Genomic DNA, 23,703 nt, shown 5'->3' on the forward strand with positions numbered 1-23,703 from the left:
GAACGTGCGTCAGCTTTGCGGGGGCAAAAGGGAGGTCATTGTACACACCGACACAGGGGCTCACAAATTTGACGACGAACTGTCGTAAATCTATGTCGCATTTGTGAAAGGTTTAAAGCGATATGCTGTGCTAGTCAAAACATTTTTAATGTTGACCGCAACGACTCAAACACTACTGTAACGCAGACACCACAAGGCACGCGGTCTGTAGAGACGGCATGCGCTTGCAGAAATTTTGAGTTGCCGGGAGAGGCGGCCTGGGTAAGGCCGCCGAATCTTCAGCGAGTTGTTGCCAGTTCCTGTTGGACGCTGGCGACAGTGCGAGGCCAAGGTTTACCAGCCTGAACCTTCGCTGGCAAGGCCTTGATGGCAGTTACGGCAGCATCGCGGTTGGCGAAATTACCGTAGGTGATGACGTAGAGAGGCTTGCCGTTGAGCACTTTCTTGAAATAGCGGTACTCGCCGCCCTGCTCTTTAACAAAGTTTTGCGCGGCCGTTTCGGAGCTGGTACCGAGGATCTGCACCACGTAGTTGCCCGGAGCCTGTCCTGCGTACCAGGTACCGCCAGCGGCCTTAGCCACGGCGGTTGGTTTCTCGACAGGTTTGGCGGTGGCCACTGCAGCAGGTTTGGCAGGCGCCGGCGTCGGCTTCGCAACAGGTGCTGGCTTGGCGCTGGCAATCTGAGTCGGCGCAGGTTTGGCGGCCGGTGTTGGCGCAGGACCCGGCTGGATTCCAGCAGGTGGCGCAGTGGTGGTGACGGTCGGCGGCGTAGCGCTGGAACCTTCGACCGGTACGCCATCGTCACCTTCAGTAATGCCACCCGCCGCTTCGGCCAGAGGACCGCGCATGACCGGTTGCGAATTACCGACCAGCGGCAACGGCATCGGCTGCGAGTTGCCGGCGAATTCGACGGAAGGTGCTCCGCCGCTGTTAGGTTTCGGCGTGCCCTGGCCGAGCGGCAGTTGCGCCTGCTCATTGGCAGGAGCGCCGGTGGTTGGTGCTTTGCTGCGACCCGGCATCAACCAGGCGGCGGCTACCGCGACCACGACTACGGCAGAAATCGCCAATACGTGTTTCTTCGGCATGTTGAACCCCATACTTGGACGCTTGACCGCTGAGCGGCTGGCAATCATGGCTTCGATCATTGCATCGCGGGCGACCTGATTAATGTTGCCAGGCCAGCCATCGGAGCTTTCGTGAATATCAGAGATCTGATCGGCGGTGAAAAGTTCGATACCCCGACCTGCGCCTTCAAGCCGCTGGTCGAGATATTCGCGAGTTTCTTCCTCGGTATAAGGCGCAAGCTCGATGACATGGAAGCGCTCTTCTTCAAGACTCAACTGATCCAGTTGAGCAATCAGCGACGACTCGCCGAACAGGAAGACGTGAGGCCGACCTTCCGGCGCCCCGGCAGCCAAAGCAAGCAGGGCTTCCAGCGCCGACTCGTCAAGCTGCTCGGCGTCATCGACCAGCAGATAGACTTCCTGCCCGGTCAGCGCCAACTGAACCACTTGGGCCAGGATTGCACCGATTTCGGCCTGGGCGACATTCAGCGCCTGAGCCACTTGACGCAAAATACCGGCCGCATCGCCAGCGCCACGGGCGGACACCACCACGCTTTGCACGGACTGTTTGTTGGTGCTGGCAACCAGGGCCTGGCGCAAAAGGGTCTTGCCGCTGCCCTGAGGGCCGGTGACCACTAGCAGCAATTGGCTATAACGCGCCAGATGATGCAATTGCCCCAGCACCGGTTTGCGCTGGGCCGGGAAGAATTTGAAACCAGGCACCCGTGGAGCAAAAGGGTCATGGCTCAACTGGTAATGGCCGAGGAAAGCCTCGTCGGCATGCAAACTAGTCATGGGGATCTTATTAACCTTTAAGCTGAGCCAGGGCGCGGTAATCCGCTCCCAGCGTGGCCTGTAGAACCTCTTTCGGATAATCGTCGGTCACCACTGCTTCGCCTATCTGGCGCAGCAGCACCAGGCGCAAACGACCGTCGATCACTTTCTTGTCAATTGCCATGTGTTCCAGAAAATCGGCTTCAGTCATCTCTTCAGGCGGAATAACCGGCAGCCCGGCACGCTGGAACAAACGGATACCACGATCGCGCTCTTGCTCACTGATCCAGCCCAGACGAGCAGACATTTCCAACGCCATTACAGTGCCAGCAGCCACGGCTTCACCGTGTAACCAAACACCATAGCCCATATGGGTTTCGATAGCGTGGCCGAAGGTATGACCCAAATTCAGTGTCGCGCGCACGCCGGTTTCTCGCTCATCAGCGCCCACCACCGCAGCCTTGGCCGCGCAAGAGCGCTCAATGGCGTAAGTCAGCGCCGGTTGATCCAGCGCACGCAGGCGATCGACGTTTTCTTCGAGCCAGGTCAGGAATGGCTCATCGCAGATCAACCCGTACTTGATGACTTCAGCAAGCCCGGCAGACAACTCGCGAGCGGGTAGCGTATTCAGAGAAGCAGTATCGATAAGCACCACGTTCGGCTGATAGAAAGCGCCGACCATGTTTTTGCCCAACGGATGATTGATACCGGTTTTGCCGCCGACAGACGAATCGACTTGCGACAGCAGCGTAGTGGGAATCTGGATGAAATCGACACCGCGCTGGTAGCAAGCAGCCGCAAACCCGGCCATGTCGCCAATGACCCCGCCACCGAGCGCTATCACAGTGGTGCGGCGGTCGTGCCGCGCGGTCAACAGACCGTCGAAAATAAGTTGCAGGGTTTCCCAGGTCTTGAAGGATTCACCGTCCGGCAGTATCACGGACACCACCGAAAACTGCGCCAGACTTCGGGTCAAACGCTCGAGATACAGCGGCGCAACCGTCTCGTTCGAGATAATCGCCACTTGCCGTCCGCGGATATGCGGGGCCAGCAACTCGGGCTGATCCAACAAACCTTCGCCAATATGAATCGGGTAGCTGCGCTCGCCTAGTTCGACCTTGAGTGTCTGCATGTGTCCCCACATTGAAGATGGAATCCGGCGTCCTGCCTTGAATTATCGAGTATCCATGGCTTCTGCTGATGTGACGCCGCTTGGTAGCCAACTGCCACAGCCGTGAGCGGTTGTGACAGGACGCCGAGGATAGCGCATTTCGCGCCATGCTTTAACGGGGAGGTAGCTGCTGCAAGCGCTCGAGGATGTCGAGAACCACCATCCGCGGCGGTCGCTCATCGGTTTCAACCACCAGATCGGCAATTTCCCGATAAAGCGGATCACGAATCGCCAGCAGATCCCGAAGGGTCTTCGCCGGGTCAGCAGTTCGTAACAGCGGTCGATTGCGATCGCGAGCGGTGCGACCGACCTGCTGCTCGACGGACGCGTGCAAGTAGACCACCCGACCACCGGCATGCAAGGCCCGACGATTGGCTTCGCGCATGACTGCACCGCCGCCCGTCGCCAGCACCACGCCATCGAGCCCGCAGAGTTCGGCGATCATCGCCTCCTCACGGTCACGAAAGCCCGGCTCGCCTTCCTTATCGAAAATCCACGGGATATTGGCGCCCGTGCGCAATTCAATTTCCTTATCGGAATCTTTGAATGGCAGGCGCAGCTCTTTGGCCAGCAACCGGCCGATGGTGCTTTTTCCAGCCCCCATCGGTCCAACAAGAATCAAATTTCGCACAGAATCAATGACTCACAGCAATCGCCTGATTGTTCATGATACGCGGAGTGAGAAATACCAGCAGCTCGGATTTTTTCTCCGAAACCACGTCACGCCGGAAAAGGCGGCCAAGATACGGCACATCACCGAGAAATGGCACCTTATCTACAACCTTGCTCTGAGTATTTGAGAAAACGCCGCCAATCACGATGGTCTCGCCATCGTTGACCAATACCTTCGCATTGACTTCGTTTTTCTTGATGGGCGGTACGTCCTGCACTTTATTCAGGTAGTCCGGTTCATCCTTGGTGACCTTTACTTCCATGATGATGCGGTTATCTGGCGTAATTTGCGGCGTGACCTCCAGCGACAGCGAGGCCTCCTTGAACGACACCGAGGTCGCGCCACTGGAGCTTGCTTCCTGATAAGGAATTTCGGTGCCCTTGAGGATTTTTGCGGTTTCCTTGTCGGACGTGACCACCTTGGGCTGTGAAACGATTTCACCGTTGCCGGTTTTCTCCATCGCGGTCAGTTCCAGATCCAACAGCACATTATCCGTAATGAACGCGATACCGAGCCCGGAGGTATTGGCTGCCGTGCCCATGTCAACGAACGGCGAGTTAGTGCTGGTACTGCCGGGCGTGCCTATGGTCGATGAGGCATTGGCGCCGTTGCTGACCCCGGATGCGTTCCAGTTGCCTCTGTTTTGCAGCGACCCGCCCCAGCGAACACCCAGGCTTTTGTCGTAGTCGACGTTGGCCTCGACGATTCGCGCCTCGATCATCACTTGGCGTACCGGAATATCCAGTTGCGCGACAATACGACGAAGCTCATCCAGTCGATCCTGAGTCTGATAAGCGATGATGTTGTTGGTACGTTCATCGACAGTGATTGAGCCGCGCTCGTCGACTTTTGCTTCGGCATTGGTCACCGACTGGAACAACTTTGCGATATCGGCAGCTTTCGCATAGTTGACTTGCAGCAGTTCACGCCGCAACGGCGCGAGTTCGGCAATCTGCTTCTGCGACTCCAGTTCCTGGCGCTCACGCGCAGCAATTTCATCGGCCGGCGCCACCAGCAACACATTGCCGATCTTGCGTTTATCGAGGCCTTTGGTCTTCAGCACGAGGTCCAGCGCCTGATCCCACGGTACGTTTTGCAGCCGCAAGGTAATGCCACCTTGCACCGTGTCGCTGGCGACCAGATTGAGGTTGGTGAAATCGGCGATCAGTTGCAGCACCGAACGCACATCAATGTCCTGGAAGTTCAGCGAAAGCTTTTCGCCGGTATAGGCAAATCGTTCGGCATTACGCTTTTGCAAATCGTCGACCGTCATCGCCCGGATACTGACGGTGAGCTTGTTGTCGGTTTGATACGTCGAATAATCAAAAGCGCCGCTGGGCTCAATGCTGATGGTGGCGCGGTCACCGGTGGCGCTGGCATTCACAAATTGCACCGGGGTGGCGAAGTCCTTGACGTCCAGACGCACACGCAGGGGTTCTGGTAATTGCGTTCGGGCAAAACCGAGGATGATCTTGCCGTCGCGCTCCTGAATGTCTGGCGCGATGGACGGATCCGACAGATCAATCACCACATTGCCCTCACCCTGAGTGCCCCGCTGAAAATCCACGCCCCGAATGGCCTTGCTTGAAGGCGCATAGGTTTTAGCCGGAGCAGCCGTTGCAGTAGCGGCACGCGGTGGCGCGGCGGCTGGCCTGGCAGCAGTTTTGGTTGCTCCTTGCCCGACGACCACTATCAGATTGTTACCTTCGACACGCGCATTGTAAGGCGTCAACTGGGTCAGGTTGATGATCAGTCGAGTACGATCGTTGGCCTCAACCACGGTCGCACTGCGTGCATTCCCACCGCCTAGATCGCGCGTTTTGACTGTCAATTGGTTGGCAACGCCGGGCAGATCCAGCGCAATACGCGCCGGCTGTTCCGTTGTGTACCCATGAGGCACCGGCGGCGGACCATCGAACGATAACTTCAACTCTACGCGGTCACCCGGGAGCGCTGCCACATCCAGCGTTTTAAGGTTGGCCGCTTGCACCATCGGCGAAAGCAACGCTATCCATAGCGAAATACCGAGGGTTGAGAAAATCCTGTTCATTATTCGAGTCCCACTATGAGTGCTCTTTCAAAGGGATGGTCCGCGGACGTTCCAGCCAGGCACCTTGGCCATCGGGAACAATTTCGACCACATCGACTTGCGAGCCGCTGATGGCGACTATTCGCCCATCGTTACGCCCCAGGTAATCGCCGACTTTCAACCGATGCACGCCGCCTGCCCCGCGCAACAGCGCGAAGGAGCCCGTAGCATTGGAAATAGTGCCGACCATTTCAAACTGCTCGATGTTGAAACCTTCGAGGTATTGCTTGGCCCGATTTGGGTCGGGTTTGACGTTGCGCGAACCTCTTTTCTGCCCCGCCAGATCCACCCGCAGCTGTTTGGAAAACGGACTTCGCAAGTTGGCAGCGTTATAGGTAAATGTCGGATAAGACCGGAATGTAGGCGTTGGTTCAATTTTACCGGGTGGACGCAGACGCACTTCATTCATGTAGGCATCGAGGTCGCTGAAATCATTTTCGTTGCCGCACCCCGCCAGCACTGCGAACACCACCATCATCGACAAGCAACGGATCGGGCTCATTTTTGCAGCCCTTTGTCGTTGTAGCGGTAAGTCTTGGCCAGAATACTCATGCGCAGCTTCGGACCGCCGTCGGGGTTGACCGGCACCAGGTCGAAATCATGCAGGGTGACGATTCTTGGCAGCCCCGCCACACCGCTGACGAATGTCGCGAGGTCGTGATAAGCACCGGTTACGGTGATCTGAATCGGCAGCTCGATGTAAAACTGCTGCGTGACTTCCGGCAGCAGTTTGATTTCTTCGAACTCCAGTCCGCTGCCAAGGCCTGTACGGGTGATGTCTTCGAGCAACCCGGGCACTTCGGTGTCGCTGGGCAATTGGCGCAGCAGTACGCCAAACGAGTTCTCCATCTCCTTCATCTGCTGGGTGTACAACTCAAGGTTGGCGGCCATACGGGCCTTGCTGGCGAACTGGTCCTTCAGCGCCGACTCTTCGTCACGCTTGAGCCCGAGTTGATCTTCCAGATCGCTGATATAAAAGGTGTAACCCAGCGCCAACACCAGAACCATGAGCAAAACGCCGGCCAAGGCCTTGATTGCTGGCGGCCAGGAACCCATGTTGTTGGTGTCCAGATCGTTTATATCGACCTTGCGCAGCCCTTCGAACCATTCAGACGGACTCATTTAGCGTCCTCCGCTGCGGCAGGCTGAGTCTGACGTACGGTCAACTGAAAAACGTTGGCCTGATCCAGTTGACCGGCGGTGGTTGCCTTGACTTCAGTGAGACTGGGCGCATCGAACCAGTCGGACGCGTCGAGATTGCGCATCAGGTCCGACACTCGGTTGTTGGACTCGGCCGCGCCGGTAATGGACAAGGACTTGCCGACCATTTTGACTTCGGTGAAATACACACCGTCGGGCAAGGTGCGCGCCAATTGATCAAATATTCGCCCGCTGATTGGCCGGTTACCTTGCAGGTCCTGGATGATGCGCATGCGCTCCACCAGTTGTTGACGACGCTCCTTCAAATCACTGATCTGCTTTATTCGCTCGTCGACCACCGCGATTTGTTTACCGATGTAATCGTTACGGGCGATCTGCCGATCGATGGCGCTGCTGATGACCTGCTCGGCAATCAAGACAGCACCCACCGAACCGACTACCACGGCGACCAGCGCCACCAGGAAACGCTTGCGTCGCTCTTCGCGAAGCTCTTCACGCCAAGGTAAAAGATTGATCCGCGCCATCAGTCGAAACTCCTGAGCGCCAGACCACAAGCAATCATCAAGGCCGGTGCATCGCTGGCCAGGGCACTCGCGTTGACCTTGCTGCCCAGAGCCATGTCTGCGAAAGGATTGGCGACCTGTGTTGGCGTTCCCAAGCGCTGCTCGATCAGACGATCGAGTCCTGGAACCGATGCGGTGCCGCCTGCCAACAAGATGTGATCGACCGAGTTGTACTGGCCGGACGCAAAGAAAAACTGCAATGAACGCGAGACCTGTTGCACCAATGCTTCGCGAAACGGCTGCAAGACTTCACTGACATAATCGTCAGGCAAACCGCCCTGCTTCTTTGCCAGTCCGGCCTGCTCCAGAGTCAGACCATAACGGCGCTGGATTTCCTCTGTGAGCTGGCGCCCACCAAAGAGTTGTTCGCGCGTGTAGATGATTCGCCCATTGTGCAGAACGCTGAGCGTGGTCATGGTGGCGCCGATATCAACCACGGCCACCGTCAATTGCTCTTGGGAGGCCGCTAGGTGACCGGTCAGCAAACCGAAGGATCGCTCGAGTGCGTATGCCTCCACATCAACCACCCGTGCGGTAAGGCCTGCCAGCGCCAAAGCAGCTTCACGGACCTCGACGTTTTCCTTGCGGCACGCTGCCAGCAACACGTTGACTCGCTCGGCGCTACGAGCAGAAACGCCCTGGACCTCGAAATCGATAGCGACTTCGTCCAGTGGATAAGGGATGTACTGATCGGCTTCGATCTTGAGCTGGCTTTCCATCTCATCGTCGGAAAGACCGGCATCCATCTCGATGGTCTTGGTGATCACCGCCGAGCCGGCCACGGCCACCGCTACGTTCCTGATACTGGTCTTAGCCTTGAGCAGCACGCGAGAAAGGGCCTGGCCCACGCCTTCAAGCTCGGCGATATTTTTTTCGACAACCGCACTGGCGGGCAGTGGCTCTACCGCGTAGGCCTCGACCCGATAGCGGTCGCCTTGGCGGCTCAACTCCAAAAGCTTCACCGACGTAGAACTGATGTCGATCCCCAGAAGCGTATTGGCCTTTTTATTGAAGAGTCCTAGCACTACCAATTCCCTATGACTTTCCGTGAGTTACGGACTCTGTAACGTCCAATGCGTTCAGACCACCCGTCTTGACACCAGTGCAAATGACGTCTTTGACGGAAAAATGCTTATAATGCCCAGCGTTTTTTTCCGCTTTTTACTTCAAGCTCCGGGCGTTCCCCAATTTCTGAACCCTGATGCCTAATTCATACTTTGCCCTGGATATCCAAAAGCCTTGATTCGTCTGCTGAAGTTTTTCGGTTGGTCCATCGTCGCCGTTTTCTGCGGACTGCTCCTGAGTCTGAGTGGCGCGTATCTCTACCTTAGTCCTGGATTGCCTTCTGTGGAGGCGCTGAGAAGCATTCAGTTGCAGATTCCGTTGCGCGTCTACAGCAGCGATAACAAGTTGATAGCAGAATTCGGCGAAATGCGCCGCACGCCGATACGTTTCGCCGACATTCCCCCTAATTTCATTAATGCGTTACTAAGTGCTGAAGACGACAATTTTGCCAACCACTATGGCGTCGATCCTAGCAGCCTTATGCGCGCCGCCACCCAATTGGTGAAAAGCGGACACATCCAGTCCGGCGGCAGCACCATTACCATGCAGGTCGCGAAGAACTTCTTCCTGACCAGCGAGCGCAGTTTCTCGCGCAAAACCACTGAAATCCTCTTGGCCTTGCAGATCGAGCGACAGCTGACCAAGGACGAAATCCTTGAGTTGTATGTCAACAAAATCTACCTGGGTAACCGCGCCTACGGCATCGAAGCCGCCGCGCAGGTTTACTACGGCAAGTCGATTCGTGACGTCAGCCTGGCGCAGATGGCGATGATCGCAGGCCTGCCAAAAGCACCGTCGCGCTTTAACCCGCTGGCCAACCCGGCTCGCAGCAAGGAACGTCGCGACTGGATTCTGGGCCGCATGTACAAGCTTGGGAAAATCACCGAAGCCGACTACACCACCGCGATCAACGAACCGCTGAACGCCAGTTATCACGTGCCGACCCCGGAAGTGAATGCGCCCTATATTGCTGAAATGGCCCGCGCCGAAATGGTCGGCCGCTACGGCAGCGACGCCTATACCGAAGGCTTTCGCGTCACCACCACAGTGCCAAGCAATCTTCAGGAAATGGCCAACACGGCCGTTCACGAAGGCTTGATGACATACGATCAGCGTCACGGTTATCGCGGTCCGGAATCCCGGTTGCCAGGCAAAACGCCTGATGCATGGGCCACCGAGCTGACCAAGCAGCGCACCATCAGCAGCCTCGAGCCTGCCATCGTCACCCAGGTCGACAAGAACGGCCTGCAAGTGATGACCCGCACTGGCGAAGAGCACGTTGGCTGGGACAGCATGAAATGGGCGCGCCCCTTCCTTAATACCAACAGCATGGGCCCCAATCCCAAGCAGCCTTCGGATGTGGCGCAGGTCGGTGACCTGATTCGCGTTCAGCGCCAACCCGATAATTCGTTGAAGTTCAGCCAGATTCCTCAGGCTCAAGGCGCATTGGTCTCACTTGACCCACAGAACGGCGCGATTCGTTCGCTGGTTGGCGGCTTCGCCTTCGAGCAAAGTAACTACAACCGTGCCCTGCAGGCCAAACGTCAGCCCGGCTCGAGTTTCAAACCGTTCGTTTACAGCGCCGCACTGGACAATGGCTACACCGCGGCCAGCCTGGTCAACGACGCGCCAATCGTGTTTGTCGACGAATACCTGGACAAGGTCTGGCGTCCGAAGAACGACACCAATACCTTCCTCGGCCCGATACGCCTGCGTGAAGGGCTCTACAAGTCGCGCAACCTGGTGTCGATCCGACTGGTGCAGGCGCTGGGTGTAGATCGCACCATCGACTACATCAGCAGGTTCGGCTTCAACAAACAGGACCTGCCGCGCAACCTTTCATTGGCGCTGGGGACCGCAACCCTGACCCCCATGGAAATTGCCACTGGCTGGAGCACGTTCGCCAACGGCGGCTATAAAATCTCGCCGTACATCATCGACAAGATTGAAAGCCGTAACGGTGACACGCTGTTCGTCGCCAACCCGCCAAGCGTTCCCAAAGGCGATGTGGCCAGCAGCGGCATAGCAGCACCCGCCTCTCAGTCGTTCACCGTAAATGCGACGCCGGGCGAAGCGCCGGCTGCCGCAGACGCGGCACCGCAAACTCCGGCCGTGGCCGAACGCATCGTCGATGGCCGTACCACTTACATTCTCAACAGCATGCTTGAGGACGTAATCAAACTCGGTACCGGTCGCCGCGCACTGGCACTGGGGCGCCCGGATATTGCAGGCAAAACCGGTACTACCAACGAATCCAAGGACGCCTGGTTCTCCGGCTACAACGGCGATTACGTGACCACCGTCTGGACTGGCTTCGATCAGCCTGAAAGCCTGGGCCGCAGGGAATTCGGTGGCACGGTCGCGTTGCCAATCTGGATGAACTACATGGGCGCTGCCCTCAAAGGCAAGCCACCCCACACGCAACCAGAGCCCGAAGGCATCCTCAGCCTGCGCGTGGACCCGGTCAGCGGCCGTGCAGCCACACCAAGCACGCCAGGAGCTTACTTCGAGCTGTTCAAAGCCGAAGACACGCCACCCTCGGTCAACGAGTTGGGTAACGGCACCGCACCGGGCAGCCCGCTACCGGCCGACGAAGCCGCACCGATCGACTTGTTCTGATCCGATAGCGCAACGAAAAGCCCCGCCTTCGAGAGACGTGCGGGGCTTTTTGTTGCCAGCTACAAAGGCTGCGACTGGGCGGCCGTCATCGCGAGCAGGCTCGCTCCCACATTGAAATGCATGCCCCTGCTCGGGATGACGGCCAATTGTGGCGCTACAAAACCACAGGCATAAAAAAGCCCCGACTCACTTAAGAGCCAGGGCTTTCGGTTGATGCGCTACAACGGCTTAGCCGTTGAACACGTCATCCACGCTTTGCAGCGGGTAGTTCTTCGGATACGGCAGGGTCGCAACACCAGTCTCGATGGCAGCTTTAGCCACGGCATCGGAGATCACGGTGATCAGGCGTGCATCCATTGGCTTCGGAATGATGTACTCACGACCGAATTCCAGTTTGATGCCACCGTAAGCGTCGCACACTTCCTGAGGCACTGGCAGTTTGGCCAGTTTACGCAGGGCATTGGCTGCAGCCACTTTCATTTCTTCGTTGATGCGCTTGGCGCGAACGTCCAGGGCACCGCGGAAGATGAACGGAAAGCCCAGTACGTTGTTGACCTGGTTCGGGTAGTCCGAACGGCCAGTGGCCATGATCACGTCGTTACGAGTAGCGTGCGCCAGTTCCGGGGAGATTTCCGGATCCGGGTTCGAGCAAGCGAACACGATCGGGTTGGCCGCCATGGACTTCAGGCCTTCAGCGCTCAGCAGGTTCGGGCCGGACAGGCCTACGAACACGTCAGCACCGGTCAAGGCGTCAGCCAGGGTGCGCTTGTCGGTCGCGTGAGCGAAGACAGCCTTGTACTGGTTCAGGTCGTCACGGCCGGAGTGGATCACGCCGGTACGGTCAACCATGAAGATGTTTTCGATGTTGGCGCCCATGCTCACCAGCAGTTTCATGCAGGAGATGGCGGCAGCACCGGCGCCCAGGCAGACGATCTTGGCTTCGGCCAGGGTTTTGCCAGCGATTTCCAGCGCGTTGATCATGCCGGCCGCGGTAACGATTGCGGTGCCGTGCTGGTCATCGTGGAATACTGGGATATCGCACTGTTCGATCAGCGCACGCTCGATCTCAAAGCACTCAGGCGCCTTGATGTCTTCGAGGTTGATGCCACCGAAAGTGATGGAGATACGCTTGACGGTGTCGATGAAGGCCTGCGGGCTTTCGGAGTCGACTTCGATGTCGAAAACGTCGATGCCGGCGAAGCGCTTGAACAGCACACCTTTACCTTCCATCACTGGCTTGGAAGCCAATGGACCGAGGTTACCCAGGCCAAGAATGGCGGTGCCATCGGAAATGACTGCAACCAGGTTGCCTTTACCGGTGTATTTGTAGGCCAGTTCAGGATCGCGGGCGATTTCGCGTACTGGTTCGGCTACGCCGGGGCTGTAGGCCAGCGACAAGTCGCGAGCGGTAGCGGTGGCCTTGGTGAGCTCGACACTCAGCTTTCCTGGACGAGGATGGGCATGATATTCGAGAGCGGCAGTTTTCAGATCAGACATGGGGGCATTCCGCTTTTTACTGTTGGACAGACTGGTCAGCGAGGATACGCGCCTCGCAAAGTCCCCACAAGACTGACCAGTCACCCCTGTCAAGCGCCCTGCCATACGACTTTGGGCCAAGAGCCGCAGAACACAAGGGATAGAGTGTTCACAATCGACTTAAAAAATGTCTACAATTTTTTATCAAGGCATCGTTTGCAACATTGCCGGATCGGTCAAAGGCAAAAGCCAACGCGCCTGTCCCTCTTTCAACCCGCCGCGTCGCGAGCGATCCAGTACCCAGCCACGCGCCTCGATCTGTTTGCCTTTGAGTTGATCAAGCGCCGTTTTGCCAAACGGGCCAAGCAGATTGGGCGCAATGCGCAATACAACCGAGTCCTGCAACTCGATCCAAACGCCGCCGCGATTGCGCTTAACGCTGCTTACACGACCACTGAGCACGGCAAAACCAGACGCATTGATCTGCTCCGCTTTCTGAACAGGAGAATGGCGCCATATTCCGTTCCCGGCGTCCCGAGCGCTGCGCTCTGCGGCTTGCTGACACGCCGCCAATTCGACATTCGGCGCGATTGCAACGTGAAAACCAAGGCCTTGGGCAAGCATTTGCGCTTCGAGGTTAGCGCCATCGCCCCCATAGAGATGAGCCAACGTGCGGCCGTAGCGATCCTTGCCCTCCTTGCCTGGAAGCAACCCCAGCCGACCATCGCTGGCAGCCACCAAGGCCTCAAGCTGTTTGCGTGCAGCCACGGCAAAAGGTTCGTCTGAACGGCCCTGCCTACCCAACTCCGGCGTATTCAAACCGATCATCCGCACGCTGCGGCCATCGACCAGCCGAAGGGTGTCGCCATCGACCACGCGCTGTACCACCACTGGGCTCAGGCCACTCGGCGCGGGGCAAAAGGCCTGAGCACCCGAGAACCAAATCGCAGGCACAAAAAAGGCGCCCACGAGGGACGCCTTTTTCATCAGCTTGGAAAAGCCCATCGGGCTTTTCAGCCTTACTCTGCAGCAGCAGGAGCCTTGGCTTTGCCGAAAGCACCGAAACGGTCTGCGAAGCGCTGAACACGGCCGCCAGTATCCAGAGTCTTCTGCTTACCGGTGTAGAACGGGTGGCACTCGTTGCATACGTCAGTACCCAGTGGCTTGCACAGGTTCGAACGAGTTTCGAACTTGTTGCCGCAGCTGCAAGTTACTTCGATGGTTTCGTATGCTGGATGGATATCGGCTTTCATGGTGTATTCCTCAGGCTAGCGTGCCGCCACTCAACACTATTGTTGAATACCGCACGTAATTAGGCCGCGAATTCTAACAGACATTGGCAATCACGCAAGCTGTCCCTTATACCGACCGTCTGCTAGGCTCCCGGCCTTCTTCACCGCTTCACTATAGAGAAAATCATCGCGTGCCCGACGCCATTCTCCGCCTAGCCCTGCCTTCGCCGCTGCGCCGCCTGTTCGATTACCGTGCCCCGGCCGGCGTCCTGCGCGACCAGTTGCAACCTGGCATGCGCGTGCGCGTGCCGTTCGGCCGGCGGGAGATGATCGGGATTCTGGTGGAAGTCACCGACCATAGCGAAGTCCCGGCGCAAAAGCTCAAACCGGCCATTGCGTTGCTCGATACCACTGCGCCGCTGCCGCCTGCGTTATTCAAGCTGTGCCTGTGGACATCGCAGTATTACCAGCACAGCCTCGGCGACACCTTGAGCTGGGCACTGCCAGTTTTACTGCGTCAGGGCGAACTGGCCGAAGCGCGCCAGGAACGCTTCTGGTCCGCCGCACCCGACGCCAGCCTTGATGACCCACGTATCGCCCGCGCCCCGCGACAGCGTGAGGCCTTGGCGACGTTGGCCCAACATCCCCACGGCGTCGCCCATCAGTTGCTGAGCAAACTGATGCTGAGCAAGGACAGCCTGGATTTGTTGCTCGCCAAAGGCCTGGTGCACGTGGAGATCCGCAAGCACGCACCCGGCGCCCGCCACGAACATTGGCTGGCGCAACCCGAATTGCCGCTCAATCCGGAACAGCGTGCGGCTTATGAAGCGATCCGCGCAGGCTTCGACAGCTATCATGCGTTTCTGCTGGCAGGCGTGACCGGCAGCGGCAAGACCGAAGTGTATTTGCAACTGATTCGCGAAACCCTGCAAGCGGGCAAGCAAGCGCTGGTGCTAATCCCCGAAATCAACCTCGGGCCACAGACGCTGGCGCGCTTCGAACAGCGCTTCAATGCACGTATTGCCCTTGTCCACTCGGCGGTCAATGACCGTGAACGCCTCGAAGCCTGGCTCGCCGCACGGGACGGCGATGCCGACATTATTATCGGCACTCGCTCGGCGCTGTTCACACCGATGAAAAATCCCGGGCTGATCATCATCGACGAAGAGCACGACGGCTCTTATAAACAGCAGGAAGGTTTGCGTTATCACGCACGCGACCTGGCGTTGGTACGCGCCCGCCAGGAAAACATTCCTATCGTGCTGGGTTCCGCCACGCCTTCGCTGGAAAGCCTGCACAACGCCTATACCGGCCGCTATGGGCTGCTGCGCCTGAACGAGCGGGCGGGCGGCGCCCAGCAGCCGCGCTTTCTGCGCCTGGACGTAAAAAGTCGTCCGCTGGACAGCGGCATTTCCGGGCCGATGCAACAAGCCATCGGCCAAACGCTGGCCGCCGGCCAGCAAGTCCTGGTGTTCCTTAACCGGCGCGGCTTTGCGCCAACGTTGCTGTGTCACGATTGCGGCTGGATGTCCGAGTGCCAACGCTGCGATGCGCGCATGACCGTGCACCAGCGCTCCGGTGAACTGCGCTGCCACCATTGCGGATACGTCGAGCGCGTTCCACGGCATTGCCCCAAGTGCGGCAAGGTCGACTTGCGACCCGTGGGCGCCGGCACCGAACGCGCCGAAGAACGCTTGGCTATTCTGTTTCCAGACGTTCCGGTGCTGCGGGTCGACCGCGACAGCACCTCGCGCAAAGACGCAATGAACCAACTGTTTGCAACCATTCAAAAAGGCCAGCCGTGCATCTTGGTGGGCACCCAAATGCTCGCCAAAGGGCATCACTTTCCACGCGTGACGCTGGTGTCGATACTCGACGCCGATGGAGGATTGTTCTCCGGCGACTTCCGCGCCAGCGAACGCATGGCGCAATTGATCGTGCAAGTCGCCGGGCGTGCTGGCCGCGCGGAAGAACCGGGCAAAGTGATTATCCAGACGCACCTGGCCGACCACCCACTGTTGGTACAACTCACCGAGCAGGGTTATTTCGCCTTTGCCGAGCAAGCCCTGAGCGAACGACGCTCTGCCGGCCTGCCACCGTTTGCGCACTTGGCGCTGCTGCGAGCCGAAGCGCACAAACCCGGGCAGGCAGAAGGTTTTCTGGATGAAGCCTGCAGCGAGGCGGAACGATTGCTGGCCGAACAGAATCTGACCGGAATCGAGTTGCTTGGGCCTGTGCCGGCACCGATGGAACGTCGTGCGGGGCGTTATCGTGCGCAGTTGTTGTTGCAGGCCACCGCCCGGGCGCCGCTGCATCGACTATTAAGCAGTTGGCTGTTGATGCTGGAACAGATGCCGAGCGGGCGCGCGGTGCGTTGGTCGCTGGATGTTGATCCGGTGGATTTGTACTGACTGGAAGATCGCCATCGCGTGCAGGCTCGCGCCCACAGTGGTTCTGTGTCTGGTACATAAGTATGAACACCGCTCAACCATTGTGGGGGCCTGCTCGCGATGAGGCCCGAATAGTCACCACATATCCATAACCTGCCCGCTATAGTTGGCAAGCACGCCTGGGCCACGGATAATGCCCAGTTTTTCCACTAGCGCATCGAAGCGCCGCCGCGCTTGCGGTCGAAAGAGAACACCATGAAAGACACCATTCGCCAGCTGATCCAACAAGCCATCACCCAACTCGTCAACGAAGGTGTGTTGCCTGAAGGCCTGTCGCCGGCGATCCAGGTGGAAAACTCCCGCGACAAGAAGAACGGCGACTTCGCCAGCAACATCGCGATGATGCTGGCCAAACCGGCCGGTATGAAGCCCCGCGACCTGGCTGAAAAAATCATTGCAGCCCTGCCGGCTGACGAGAATGTCACCAAGACTGAAATCGCCGGCCCGGGCTTCCTCAATTTCTTCCAGAACACCGCAGCCCTGGCCACGCGCCTGGACGCGGCATTGGCCGACGAACACATCGGCGTGCGCAAGGCTGGCCCAGTGCAGCGTACGGTCGTTGACCTGTCAGCACCCAACCTTGCCAAAGAGATGCACGTCGGCCATTTGCGCTCGACCATCATTGGCGACGGTGTGGCGCGTGTACTTGAGTTTCTCGGCGACGACGTTATCCGTCAGAACCATGTCGGCGACTGGGGCACCCAGTTCGGCATGCTGATGGCGTACCTGCAAGAAAACCCGATCACCAGCGATGAGCTTTCCGACCTGGAAAACTTCTACCGCGCCGCCAAGCAGCGCTTCGACGAATCCGAAGAGTTCGCGGACCGTGCCCGTGGCCTGGTGGTCAAGCTGCAAGCCGGCGACCCGGATTGCCTGGCGCTGTGGACCAAGTTCAAAGACATCTCGTTGTCGCACTGCCAGAAAATCTACGAATTGTTGAACGTCAAACTGACCATGGCTGACGTGATGGGCGAAAGCGCCTACAACGACGACCTGATCAACGTGGTCAACGACCTCAAGGCCGCTGGCATGCTGGTTGAGAGCAACGGCGCCCAGTGTGTGTTCCTCGACGAATTCAAGAATGCCGACGGCGACCCGCTGCCGGTGATTATCGTCAAGGCTGACGGCGGCTACTTGTACGCCACCACTGACCTGGCAGCCGTGCGCTATCGCAGCGGCACGCTGAAAGCTGATCGGGCGCTGTACTTCGTCGACCAGCGTCAGGCGCTGCACTTCCAGCAAGTGTTCGCGGTGGCGCGCAAGGCCGGTTTCGTGACGCACCCGATGGAAATGGAGCACATGGGCTTCGGCACCATGAACGGTGCCGATGGCCGTCCGTTCAAGACCCGTGATGGCGGCACCGTAAAACTGATCGACCTGCTGACCGAAGCCCAGGACCGCGCCTACACCCTGGTAAAGGACAAGAACCCGGAACTGGCCGAGGCCGAGTTGCGCAACATCGCCAAAGTGGTGGGGATTGGCGCGGTGAAGTACGCCGACCTGTCCAAGCACCGTACCAGCGATTACAGCTTCAACTTCGACCTGATGCTGAACTTTGAAGGCAACACCGCGCCGTACTTGCTGTACGCCTACACGCGCGTCGCCGGGGTGTTCCGTAAGCTGGGCAAGGATTTCACCGAAGTCGAAGGCCACATTGTTCTGCAAGCGCCACACGAACACGAATTGGCCGCCAAACTGGCGCAGTTCGGTGAAGTCCTGAACAATGTTTGCGACAAAGGAACGCCTCACACGCTGTGCACCTACCTGTACGATGTCGCCGGCCTGTTCTCCAGCTTCTATGAGAACTGCCCTATTCTCAGCGCCGACACACCGGCACAAATGCAAAGCCGCCTGCGCCTCGCCGCGCTGACTGGCCGCACTCTCAAGCAAGGCCTGGAACTCTTGGGCCTGGAAACACTGGAGCGTATGTAAGTTGGCTGCCAAGAAAAAACCTGCACCCAAGCGTGGCGCCAGTCGTTACACCGCTCCTGCAAAGCAACCGATTCCGGGATGGCTGTGGATGGCCATCGGCCTGACGGTCGGCGCCTTCATCGTGTTTCTGATGAAGTTGGAGCCAGGCAAGGGCAGTGAAAGCGTCAAGCGCGAAAAGATCGAGCAGCAGAAAGCCACCAAGATCGCCGAAGCCAACAAGACCCCGCCGAGCCCGACGCAACCGGTGAAGCCGAAGTACGACTTCTATACGTTGCTTCCGGAGTCGGAAGTGATCGTGCCGCCGGACGCGGTGCCGGAGAAAACCTTGCCGACACCACAAGTGCCGACCACGCCGGTGACGCCGGAACAAGCGGCCAAGATCGACACTGCACGCGCCCAGGCTGCGCTGTCCGGTATCACGCCGCCACCGGCGCCGCCGGTTTCCAAAGCAGCGCCGGTCACCAAGTTTTTCCTGCAGGCCGGCTCGTTCCGCAAAGAAGCTGACGCAGACAAGGTGCGGGCACAGATCATCTTGCTGGGTCAGGCAGTGGCGGTTGAATCCGGCACGGTTAAAGATGAAACCTGGTATCGAGTATTGGTTGGGCCGTTCAGCAACCGTGAACAACTGACAACCGCCCAGAAACAGCTGGCTGGCAGTGGTTTCAGCAACCTGTTGTTACAACAACGCCAGAGCCGCTGACCCTTTCAGCGACACCGCTTCATCGTTCATCGCAAGCAGGCTCGCTCCCACAGAATATGCGCCAACCCTGTGGGAGCGAGCCTGCTTGCGATGGCGCCCTTACAAACACCACACCCGTGATTCCGCTCGCACCGCTCGTCCTCTCCCCCGTTCTACAGTTGAAAAAATCTCCACCACCCCCATATGAGTTTGCATAAGGCATTTTCGCCCCGCTGCGTGGAGACTCTCCCTTGACCACCATCGTTTCAGTTCGCCGCCACGGCAAAGTCGTCATGGGTGGCGACGGCCAGGTTTCTCTTGGCAATACCGTGATGAAAGGCAACGCGAAGAAAGTTCGTCGCCTGTACCACGGCCAGGTTATCGCCGGTTTCGCCGGGGCCACCGCTGACGCCTTTACGCTGTTCGAGCGTTTTGAGGGTCAGCTTGAGAAACATCAGGGCCACTTGGTTCGCGCTGCCGTCGAACTGGCCAAAGAATGGCGTACCGATCGCTCCCTGAGCCGCCTCGAAGCCATGCTTGCGGTGGCTAACAAAGACGCCTCCCTGATCATCACCGGCAACGGCGACGTCGTCGAACCTGAAGAAGGTTTGATTGCCATGGGCTCCGGTGGCGGTTACGCCCAAGCCGCAGCCAGCGCCCTGTTGAAAAAAACTGACCTGTCGGCCCGCGAGATCGTCGAGACCGCGCTCGGCATCGCCGGCGACATCTGTGTATTCACCAACCACACCTTCACCATTGAGGAGCAGGACCTCGCCGAGTAAGCCTGTTTTGGCCTTTGTGCCACGGCTCACTTTTGCTTGAGGACCGCCAATTACTATGTCCATGACTCCCCGTGAAATCGTCCACGAACTCAATCGCCATATCATCGGCCAGGACGATGCCAAGCGCGCCGTCGCTATCGCGCTGCGTAACCGCTGGCGCCGGATGCAACTGCCAGAAGAGCTGCGCGTTGAAGTAACGCCCAAGAACATCCTGATGATCGGCCCGACCGGCGTCGGTAAAACCGAAATTGCCCGACGCCTGGCCAAACTCGCCAACGCGCCGTTCATCAAAGTCGAAGCCACCAAGTTCACTGAAGTCGGTTACGTTGGCCGCGACGTGGAATCGATCATTCGCGACCTCGCTGACGCCGCCATCAAACTGCTGCGCGAACAGGAAATCACCAAGGTTCGCCACCGCGCCGAAGACGCTGCAGAAGAACGCATCCTGGATGCTCTGCTGCCACCGGCACGCATGGGTTTCAACAACGATGAGGCGGCACCGTCGGCCGACTCCAATACCCGGCAACTGTTCCGCAAGCGTCTGCGTGAAGGGCAGCTGGACGACAAAGAAATTGAAATCGAAGTCACTGAAATGGCCGGCGTCGACATCTCCGCACCGCCGGGCATGGAAGAGATGACCAATCAGTTGCAGAGCCTGTTTGCCAACATGGGCAAAGGCAAAAAGAAAAGCCGCAAGCTCAAGGTCAAGGAAGCGTTGAAGCTGGTCCGTGACGAAGAGGCCGGTCGCCTGGTCAACGAAGAAGAGTTGAAAGCCAAGGCACTGGAAGCGGTCGAGCAACATGGCATCGTGTTCATCGACGAAATCGACAAGGTCGCCAAGCGCGGCAACTCCGGTGGCGTTGATGTTTCCCGCGAAGGTGTACAGCGCGATCTGCTGCCGCTGATCGAAGGCTGCACGGTCAACACCAAACTGGGCATGGTCAAGACTGACCACATTTTGTTCATCGCTTCCGGCGCGTTCCACCTGAGCAAGCCAAGCGACCTGGTGCCGGAACTGCAAGGCCGCCTGCCAATTCGAGTCGAGCTAAAGGCGCTGACGCCTGAGGACTTCGAACGAATTCTCAGCGAACCGCATGCCTCGCTCACCGAGCAGTACTGCGCCCTGCTGAAAACCGAAGGCTTGACCATCGAGTTCCAGCCGGACGGTATCAAGCGTATCGCCGAGATCGCCTGGCAGGTTAACGAGAAGACCGAGAACATCGGTGCCCGTCGCCTGCACACCTTGCTTGAGCGCCTGCTGGAAGAGGTATCGTTCAGCGCCGGTGACCTGGCCAGCGCCCATGACGAAAAAGCGATTTTGATCGACGCCGAGTACGTCAACAGTCACCTCGGTGAATTGGCGCAGAACGAAGACCTGTCCCGTTATATCCTGTAGGTCACATTCTGTGTGAGCGGGCTTCTGTGGCGAGGGAGCTTGCTCGCGTTGGGTCGCGAAGCGGCCACTAAACCGGCGAATACGGTCTATCCGCAAGGTCCCGTTCACCGAATTTACGACTGCTGCACAGTCGAGCGCGAGCAAGCCCCCTCTCCACAGGATCACCCGCCATACAGGGCCTCCATTACGACGGACGACTGGCCCCATGACGACCCAACTTCCCACCGACATCAAACTGCACAAAGCCTCGAAAACCCTGTCGTTGAAATATGCGTCGGGCGAGGAGCATCACCTGCCCGCCGAATTTCTTCGCGTGCATTCTCCTTCCGCCGAGGTCCAGGGCCACGGCAAACCCATCCTGCAATTTGGCAAGATCAGCGTCGGCCTGACCAAGGTAGAACCGGCCGGTCAGTACGCACTGAAATTGACCTTCGACGACGGCCACGACAGCGGCCTGTTCACTTGGGAATATCTTTACCAGTTGGGTGTTCGCCAGGACGATCTATGGCGCGATTATCTTGCCGAACTTAAAGCTGCCGGAAAAACCCGTGATCCGAACGAATCCATCGTCAAGCTAATGCTCTAGTTCAAGCCTCTTGCTCATTAGAGGGCATTTTCTAATTCCATCTGTTTGAATGCTTGGCCGCAAGGTCAGTCATTGGCCTGCTTGCGAAAAAATTTAAACTCGGGTAACCAATGGAGCTGGCAAGGTCCCTGCAGTGCTCTCTGAACTAAAAAGCAGCGATGCAGAATTATCGGTCACCCGAGCAGAAGTACCTGGCAGTTGCTGTGGTGCGATTGCACAGCTGCACTCAGGTACTCGTCTCAGGACAATGGAGCGTCGTAGATGAGTAGCAAGAATAACGATGACCTGAAATCTCAGGCCTCGGAAAATACCTTGGGGCTTAATCCTGTCGTTGGGCTGCGCAGAAAGGATCTGCTGGGCTCTGCTCGAATGGTACTGACACAGGCCATTAAACAACCGCTGCACAGTGCCAAGCATGTGGCGCACTTCGGCATCGAGCTGAAAAACGTCCTGTTCGGCAAATCCGCACTTCAGCCGACCAGCGATGACCGTCGCTTCGCCGACCCGGCCTGGAGCCAGAACCCGCTCTATAAACGTTATCTGCAAACCTATCTGGCGTGGCGCAAAGAGCTTCACGACTGGATAGACGACAGCAGCCTTTCGCCAAAGGATGTCGCTCGCGGGCACTTCGTGATCAACCTGATGACCGAAGCCATGGCCCCCACCAACAGTGCGGTCAACCCGGCAGCGGTGAAACGCTTCTTCGAAACCGGCGGCAAAAGCCTGCTCGACGGCCTCTCGCATTTGGCCAAGGACCTGGTGCACAACGGCGGCATGCCGAGCCAGGTCAACATGGGTGCGTTCGAAGTCGGCAAAAGTCTGGGCGTGACCGAAGGCGCGGTGGTTTTCCGCAACGATGTGCTGGAGCTGATTCAGTACCGACCCATCACCGAGCAGGTGCACGAGCGTCCGTTGCTGGTGGTCCCACCGCAAATCAACAAATTCTACGTATTCGACCTCAGCCCGGACAAAAGCCTGGCCAGGTTTTGCCTGCGCAACAACGTGCAGACCTTCATCGTCAGCTGGCGTAACCCGACCAAAGAGCAACGTGAGTGGGGCCTTTCGACCTATATCGAAGCGCTCAAGGAAGCCGTCGATGTGGTCACGGCGATTACCGGCAGCAAAGACATCAACATGCTCGGCGCCTGCTCTGGTGGCATCACCTGCACCGCACTGCTGGGCCATTACGCCGCGATTGGCGAGAAAAAAGTCAACGCGCTGACACTGCTGGTGAGTGTGTTGGACACCACGCTCGACAGCGACGTAGCACTGTTCGTTGATGAGCAAACCCTTGAAGCCGCCAAGCGCCATTCCTATCAGGCGGGCGTGCTTGAGGGCCGCGACATGGCGAAAGTCTTCGCCTGGATGCGCCCCAACGACCTGATCTGGAACTACTGGGTCAACAATTACCTGCTGGGCAACGAGCCGCCGGTTTTTGACATCCTGTTCTGGAACAACGACACCACAAGGCTGCCCGCGGCATTCCACGGCGACCTGATCGAGATGTTCAAAAGTAATCCACTGATTCGCGCGAATGCACTGGAAGTGTGCGGCACCGCCATCGACCTGAAGCAGGTAACGGCCGACATCTTTTCCCTGGCCGGCACCAACGACCACATCACCCCATGGAAGTCTTGCTACAAGTCCGCGCAGTTGTTCGGAGGCAACGTTGAATTCGTGCTGTCCAGCAGCGGCCATATCCAGAGCATCCTGAACCCGCCGGGCAACCCAAAATCGCGCTACATGACCAGCACCGAAATGAGCACGACAGCTGAGGACTGGCAGGAAAACTCCACCAAACACACTGATTCCTGGTGGCTGCACTGGCAGGCCTGGCAAGCCGAGCGTTCCGGCAAACTGAAAAAATCGCCGACGACCCTGGGCAGCAAAACATACGTCGCGGGCGAAGCAGCCCCGGGCACCTATGTACATGAACGGTAACTGACACACCTCGTTCCCACAGTGGGAGCGGGGATGAATTCACCTACAGG

Annotated in this window: 19 protein-coding genes; 8 read left to right on the forward strand and 11 right to left on the reverse strand. The window is 58.2% G+C overall.

The features are described from left to right. Positions 1 to 278 precede the first annotated feature (278 nt). The 8 genes from ACQR3R_RS24245 to ACQR3R_RS24280 all read right to left on the reverse strand — a co-directional run bounded on the left by ACQR3R_RS24245 (position 279) and on the right by ACQR3R_RS24280 (position 8,520). Positions 279 to 1,859, reverse strand: coding sequence for an AAA family ATPase (locus ACQR3R_RS24245; RefSeq protein ID WP_428276156.1), 1,581 nt, complete (start codon positions 1,857 to 1,859; stop codon positions 279 to 281). A gap of 10 nt (positions 1,860 to 1,869) precedes the next feature. After that, positions 1,870 to 2,970, reverse strand: coding sequence for a 3-dehydroquinate synthase (gene aroB, locus ACQR3R_RS24250; protein WP_428276158.1), 1,101 nt, complete (start codon positions 2,968 to 2,970; stop codon positions 1,870 to 1,872). Between the two features lie 151 nt (positions 2,971 to 3,121). Further along, positions 3,122 to 3,640: a shikimate kinase AroK gene (gene aroK, locus ACQR3R_RS24255; RefSeq protein ID WP_428276160.1), complete on the reverse strand. Its 519-nt coding sequence runs from the start codon at positions 3,638 to 3,640 to the stop codon at positions 3,122 to 3,124. 4 nt (positions 3,641 to 3,644) lie between these two features. Continuing rightward, a complete protein-coding gene (gene pilQ / locus ACQR3R_RS24260) occupies positions 3,645 to 5,732 on the reverse strand; it encodes a type IV pilus secretin PilQ (protein WP_428276162.1) in 2,088 nt (695 codons plus the stop codon). A gap of 13 nt (positions 5,733 to 5,745) precedes the next feature. Beyond that, positions 5,746 to 6,273 carry a pilus assembly protein PilP gene (locus ACQR3R_RS24265; RefSeq protein ID WP_428276164.1) on the reverse strand — a complete coding sequence of 176 codons (528 nt, stop codon included), beginning with the start codon at positions 6,271 to 6,273 and terminating at the stop codon, positions 5,746 to 5,748. Beyond that, positions 6,270 to 6,893, reverse strand: a complete 624-nt coding sequence (gene pilO, locus ACQR3R_RS24270) for a type 4a pilus biogenesis protein PilO (RefSeq protein ID WP_428276166.1) — start codon at positions 6,891 to 6,893, stop codon at positions 6,270 to 6,272. The genes ACQR3R_RS24265 and pilO overlap by 4 nt, the downstream gene beginning before the upstream one ends. Continuing rightward, positions 6,890 to 7,456 carry a PilN domain-containing protein gene (locus ACQR3R_RS24275; protein ID WP_428276168.1) on the reverse strand — a complete coding sequence of 189 codons (567 nt, stop codon included), beginning with the start codon at positions 7,454 to 7,456 and terminating at the stop codon, positions 6,890 to 6,892. Before ACQR3R_RS24275 ends, pilO begins: the two co-directional genes overlap by 4 nt. Beyond that, a complete protein-coding gene (locus ACQR3R_RS24280; protein ID WP_428276170.1) occupies positions 7,456 to 8,520 on the reverse strand; it encodes a type IV pilus assembly protein PilM in 1,065 nt (354 codons plus the stop codon). Before ACQR3R_RS24280 ends, ACQR3R_RS24275 begins: the two co-directional genes overlap by 1 nt. Positions 8,521 to 8,842: 322 nt before the next feature. On the opposite strand from ACQR3R_RS24280, the gene ACQR3R_RS24285 reads away from it, so the two are divergent. Further along, a complete protein-coding gene (locus ACQR3R_RS24285) occupies positions 8,843 to 11,179 on the forward strand; it encodes a PBP1A family penicillin-binding protein (protein WP_428276172.1) in 2,337 nt (778 codons plus the stop codon). 228 nt (positions 11,180 to 11,407) lie between these two features. Here the strand turns inward: ACQR3R_RS24285 and ACQR3R_RS24290 are convergent, their stop codons facing one another. From ACQR3R_RS24290 to rpmE, 3 genes are all read right to left on the reverse strand, one after another. Continuing rightward, on the reverse strand, positions 11,408 to 12,676 hold the full coding sequence (locus ACQR3R_RS24290; protein ID WP_428276174.1) for a malic enzyme-like NAD(P)-binding protein: 1,269 nt from the start codon (positions 12,674 to 12,676) through the stop codon (positions 11,408 to 11,410). A gap of 183 nt (positions 12,677 to 12,859) precedes the next feature. Next, the gene (locus ACQR3R_RS24295) at positions 12,860 to 13,624 is read right to left on the reverse strand and encodes a thermonuclease family protein (RefSeq protein WP_428276176.1); all 765 of its coding nucleotides are present in this window, start codon (positions 13,622 to 13,624) and stop codon (positions 12,860 to 12,862) included. A gap of 50 nt (positions 13,625 to 13,674) precedes the next feature. After that, positions 13,675 to 13,908, reverse strand: a complete 234-nt coding sequence (rpmE, locus tag ACQR3R_RS24300; protein ID WP_028621753.1) for a 50S ribosomal protein L31 — start codon at positions 13,906 to 13,908, stop codon at positions 13,675 to 13,677. A gap of 170 nt (positions 13,909 to 14,078) precedes the next feature. Between rpmE and ACQR3R_RS24305 the strand changes: the two genes are divergently transcribed. The 7 genes from ACQR3R_RS24305 to phaC all read left to right on the forward strand — a co-directional run bounded on the left by ACQR3R_RS24305 (position 14,079) and on the right by phaC (position 23,653). Further along, positions 14,079 to 16,298 (forward strand): primosomal protein N', encoded by a 2,220-nt coding sequence (locus tag ACQR3R_RS24305; RefSeq protein ID WP_428276178.1) that lies wholly within the window; start codon positions 14,079 to 14,081, stop codon positions 16,296 to 16,298. 234 nt (positions 16,299 to 16,532) lie between these two features. Next, a complete protein-coding gene (gene argS, locus ACQR3R_RS24310) occupies positions 16,533 to 18,269 on the forward strand; it encodes an arginine--tRNA ligase (RefSeq protein ID WP_428276180.1) in 1,737 nt (578 codons plus the stop codon). Position 18,270: 1 nt separating this feature from the next. Further along, a complete protein-coding gene (locus ACQR3R_RS24315) occupies positions 18,271 to 18,969 on the forward strand; it encodes an SPOR domain-containing protein (RefSeq protein WP_428276182.1) in 699 nt (232 codons plus the stop codon). 230 nt (positions 18,970 to 19,199) lie between these two features. Next, positions 19,200 to 19,730 (forward strand): ATP-dependent protease subunit HslV, encoded by a 531-nt coding sequence (hslV, locus tag ACQR3R_RS24320; RefSeq protein WP_007899242.1) that lies wholly within the window; start codon positions 19,200 to 19,202, stop codon positions 19,728 to 19,730. 55 nt (positions 19,731 to 19,785) lie between these two features. Beyond that, positions 19,786 to 21,126: an ATP-dependent protease ATPase subunit HslU gene (gene hslU / locus ACQR3R_RS24325; RefSeq protein WP_428276185.1), complete on the forward strand. Its 1,341-nt coding sequence runs from the start codon at positions 19,786 to 19,788 to the stop codon at positions 21,124 to 21,126. Between the two features lie 205 nt (positions 21,127 to 21,331). Next, positions 21,332 to 21,712: a gamma-butyrobetaine hydroxylase-like domain-containing protein gene (locus tag ACQR3R_RS24330; RefSeq protein ID WP_428276187.1), complete on the forward strand. Its 381-nt coding sequence runs from the start codon at positions 21,332 to 21,334 to the stop codon at positions 21,710 to 21,712. A gap of 261 nt (positions 21,713 to 21,973) precedes the next feature. Further along, the gene (phaC, locus tag ACQR3R_RS24335; protein WP_428276189.1) at positions 21,974 to 23,653 is read left to right on the forward strand and encodes a class II poly(R)-hydroxyalkanoic acid synthase; all 1,680 of its coding nucleotides are present in this window, start codon (positions 21,974 to 21,976) and stop codon (positions 23,651 to 23,653) included. Positions 23,654 to 23,703 lie beyond the last annotated feature (50 nt).

The organism is Gordonia sp. IEGM753 (assembly GCF_050321825.1).
GTDB lineage: Bacteria > Pseudomonadota > Gammaproteobacteria > Pseudomonadales > Pseudomonadaceae > Aquipseudomonas.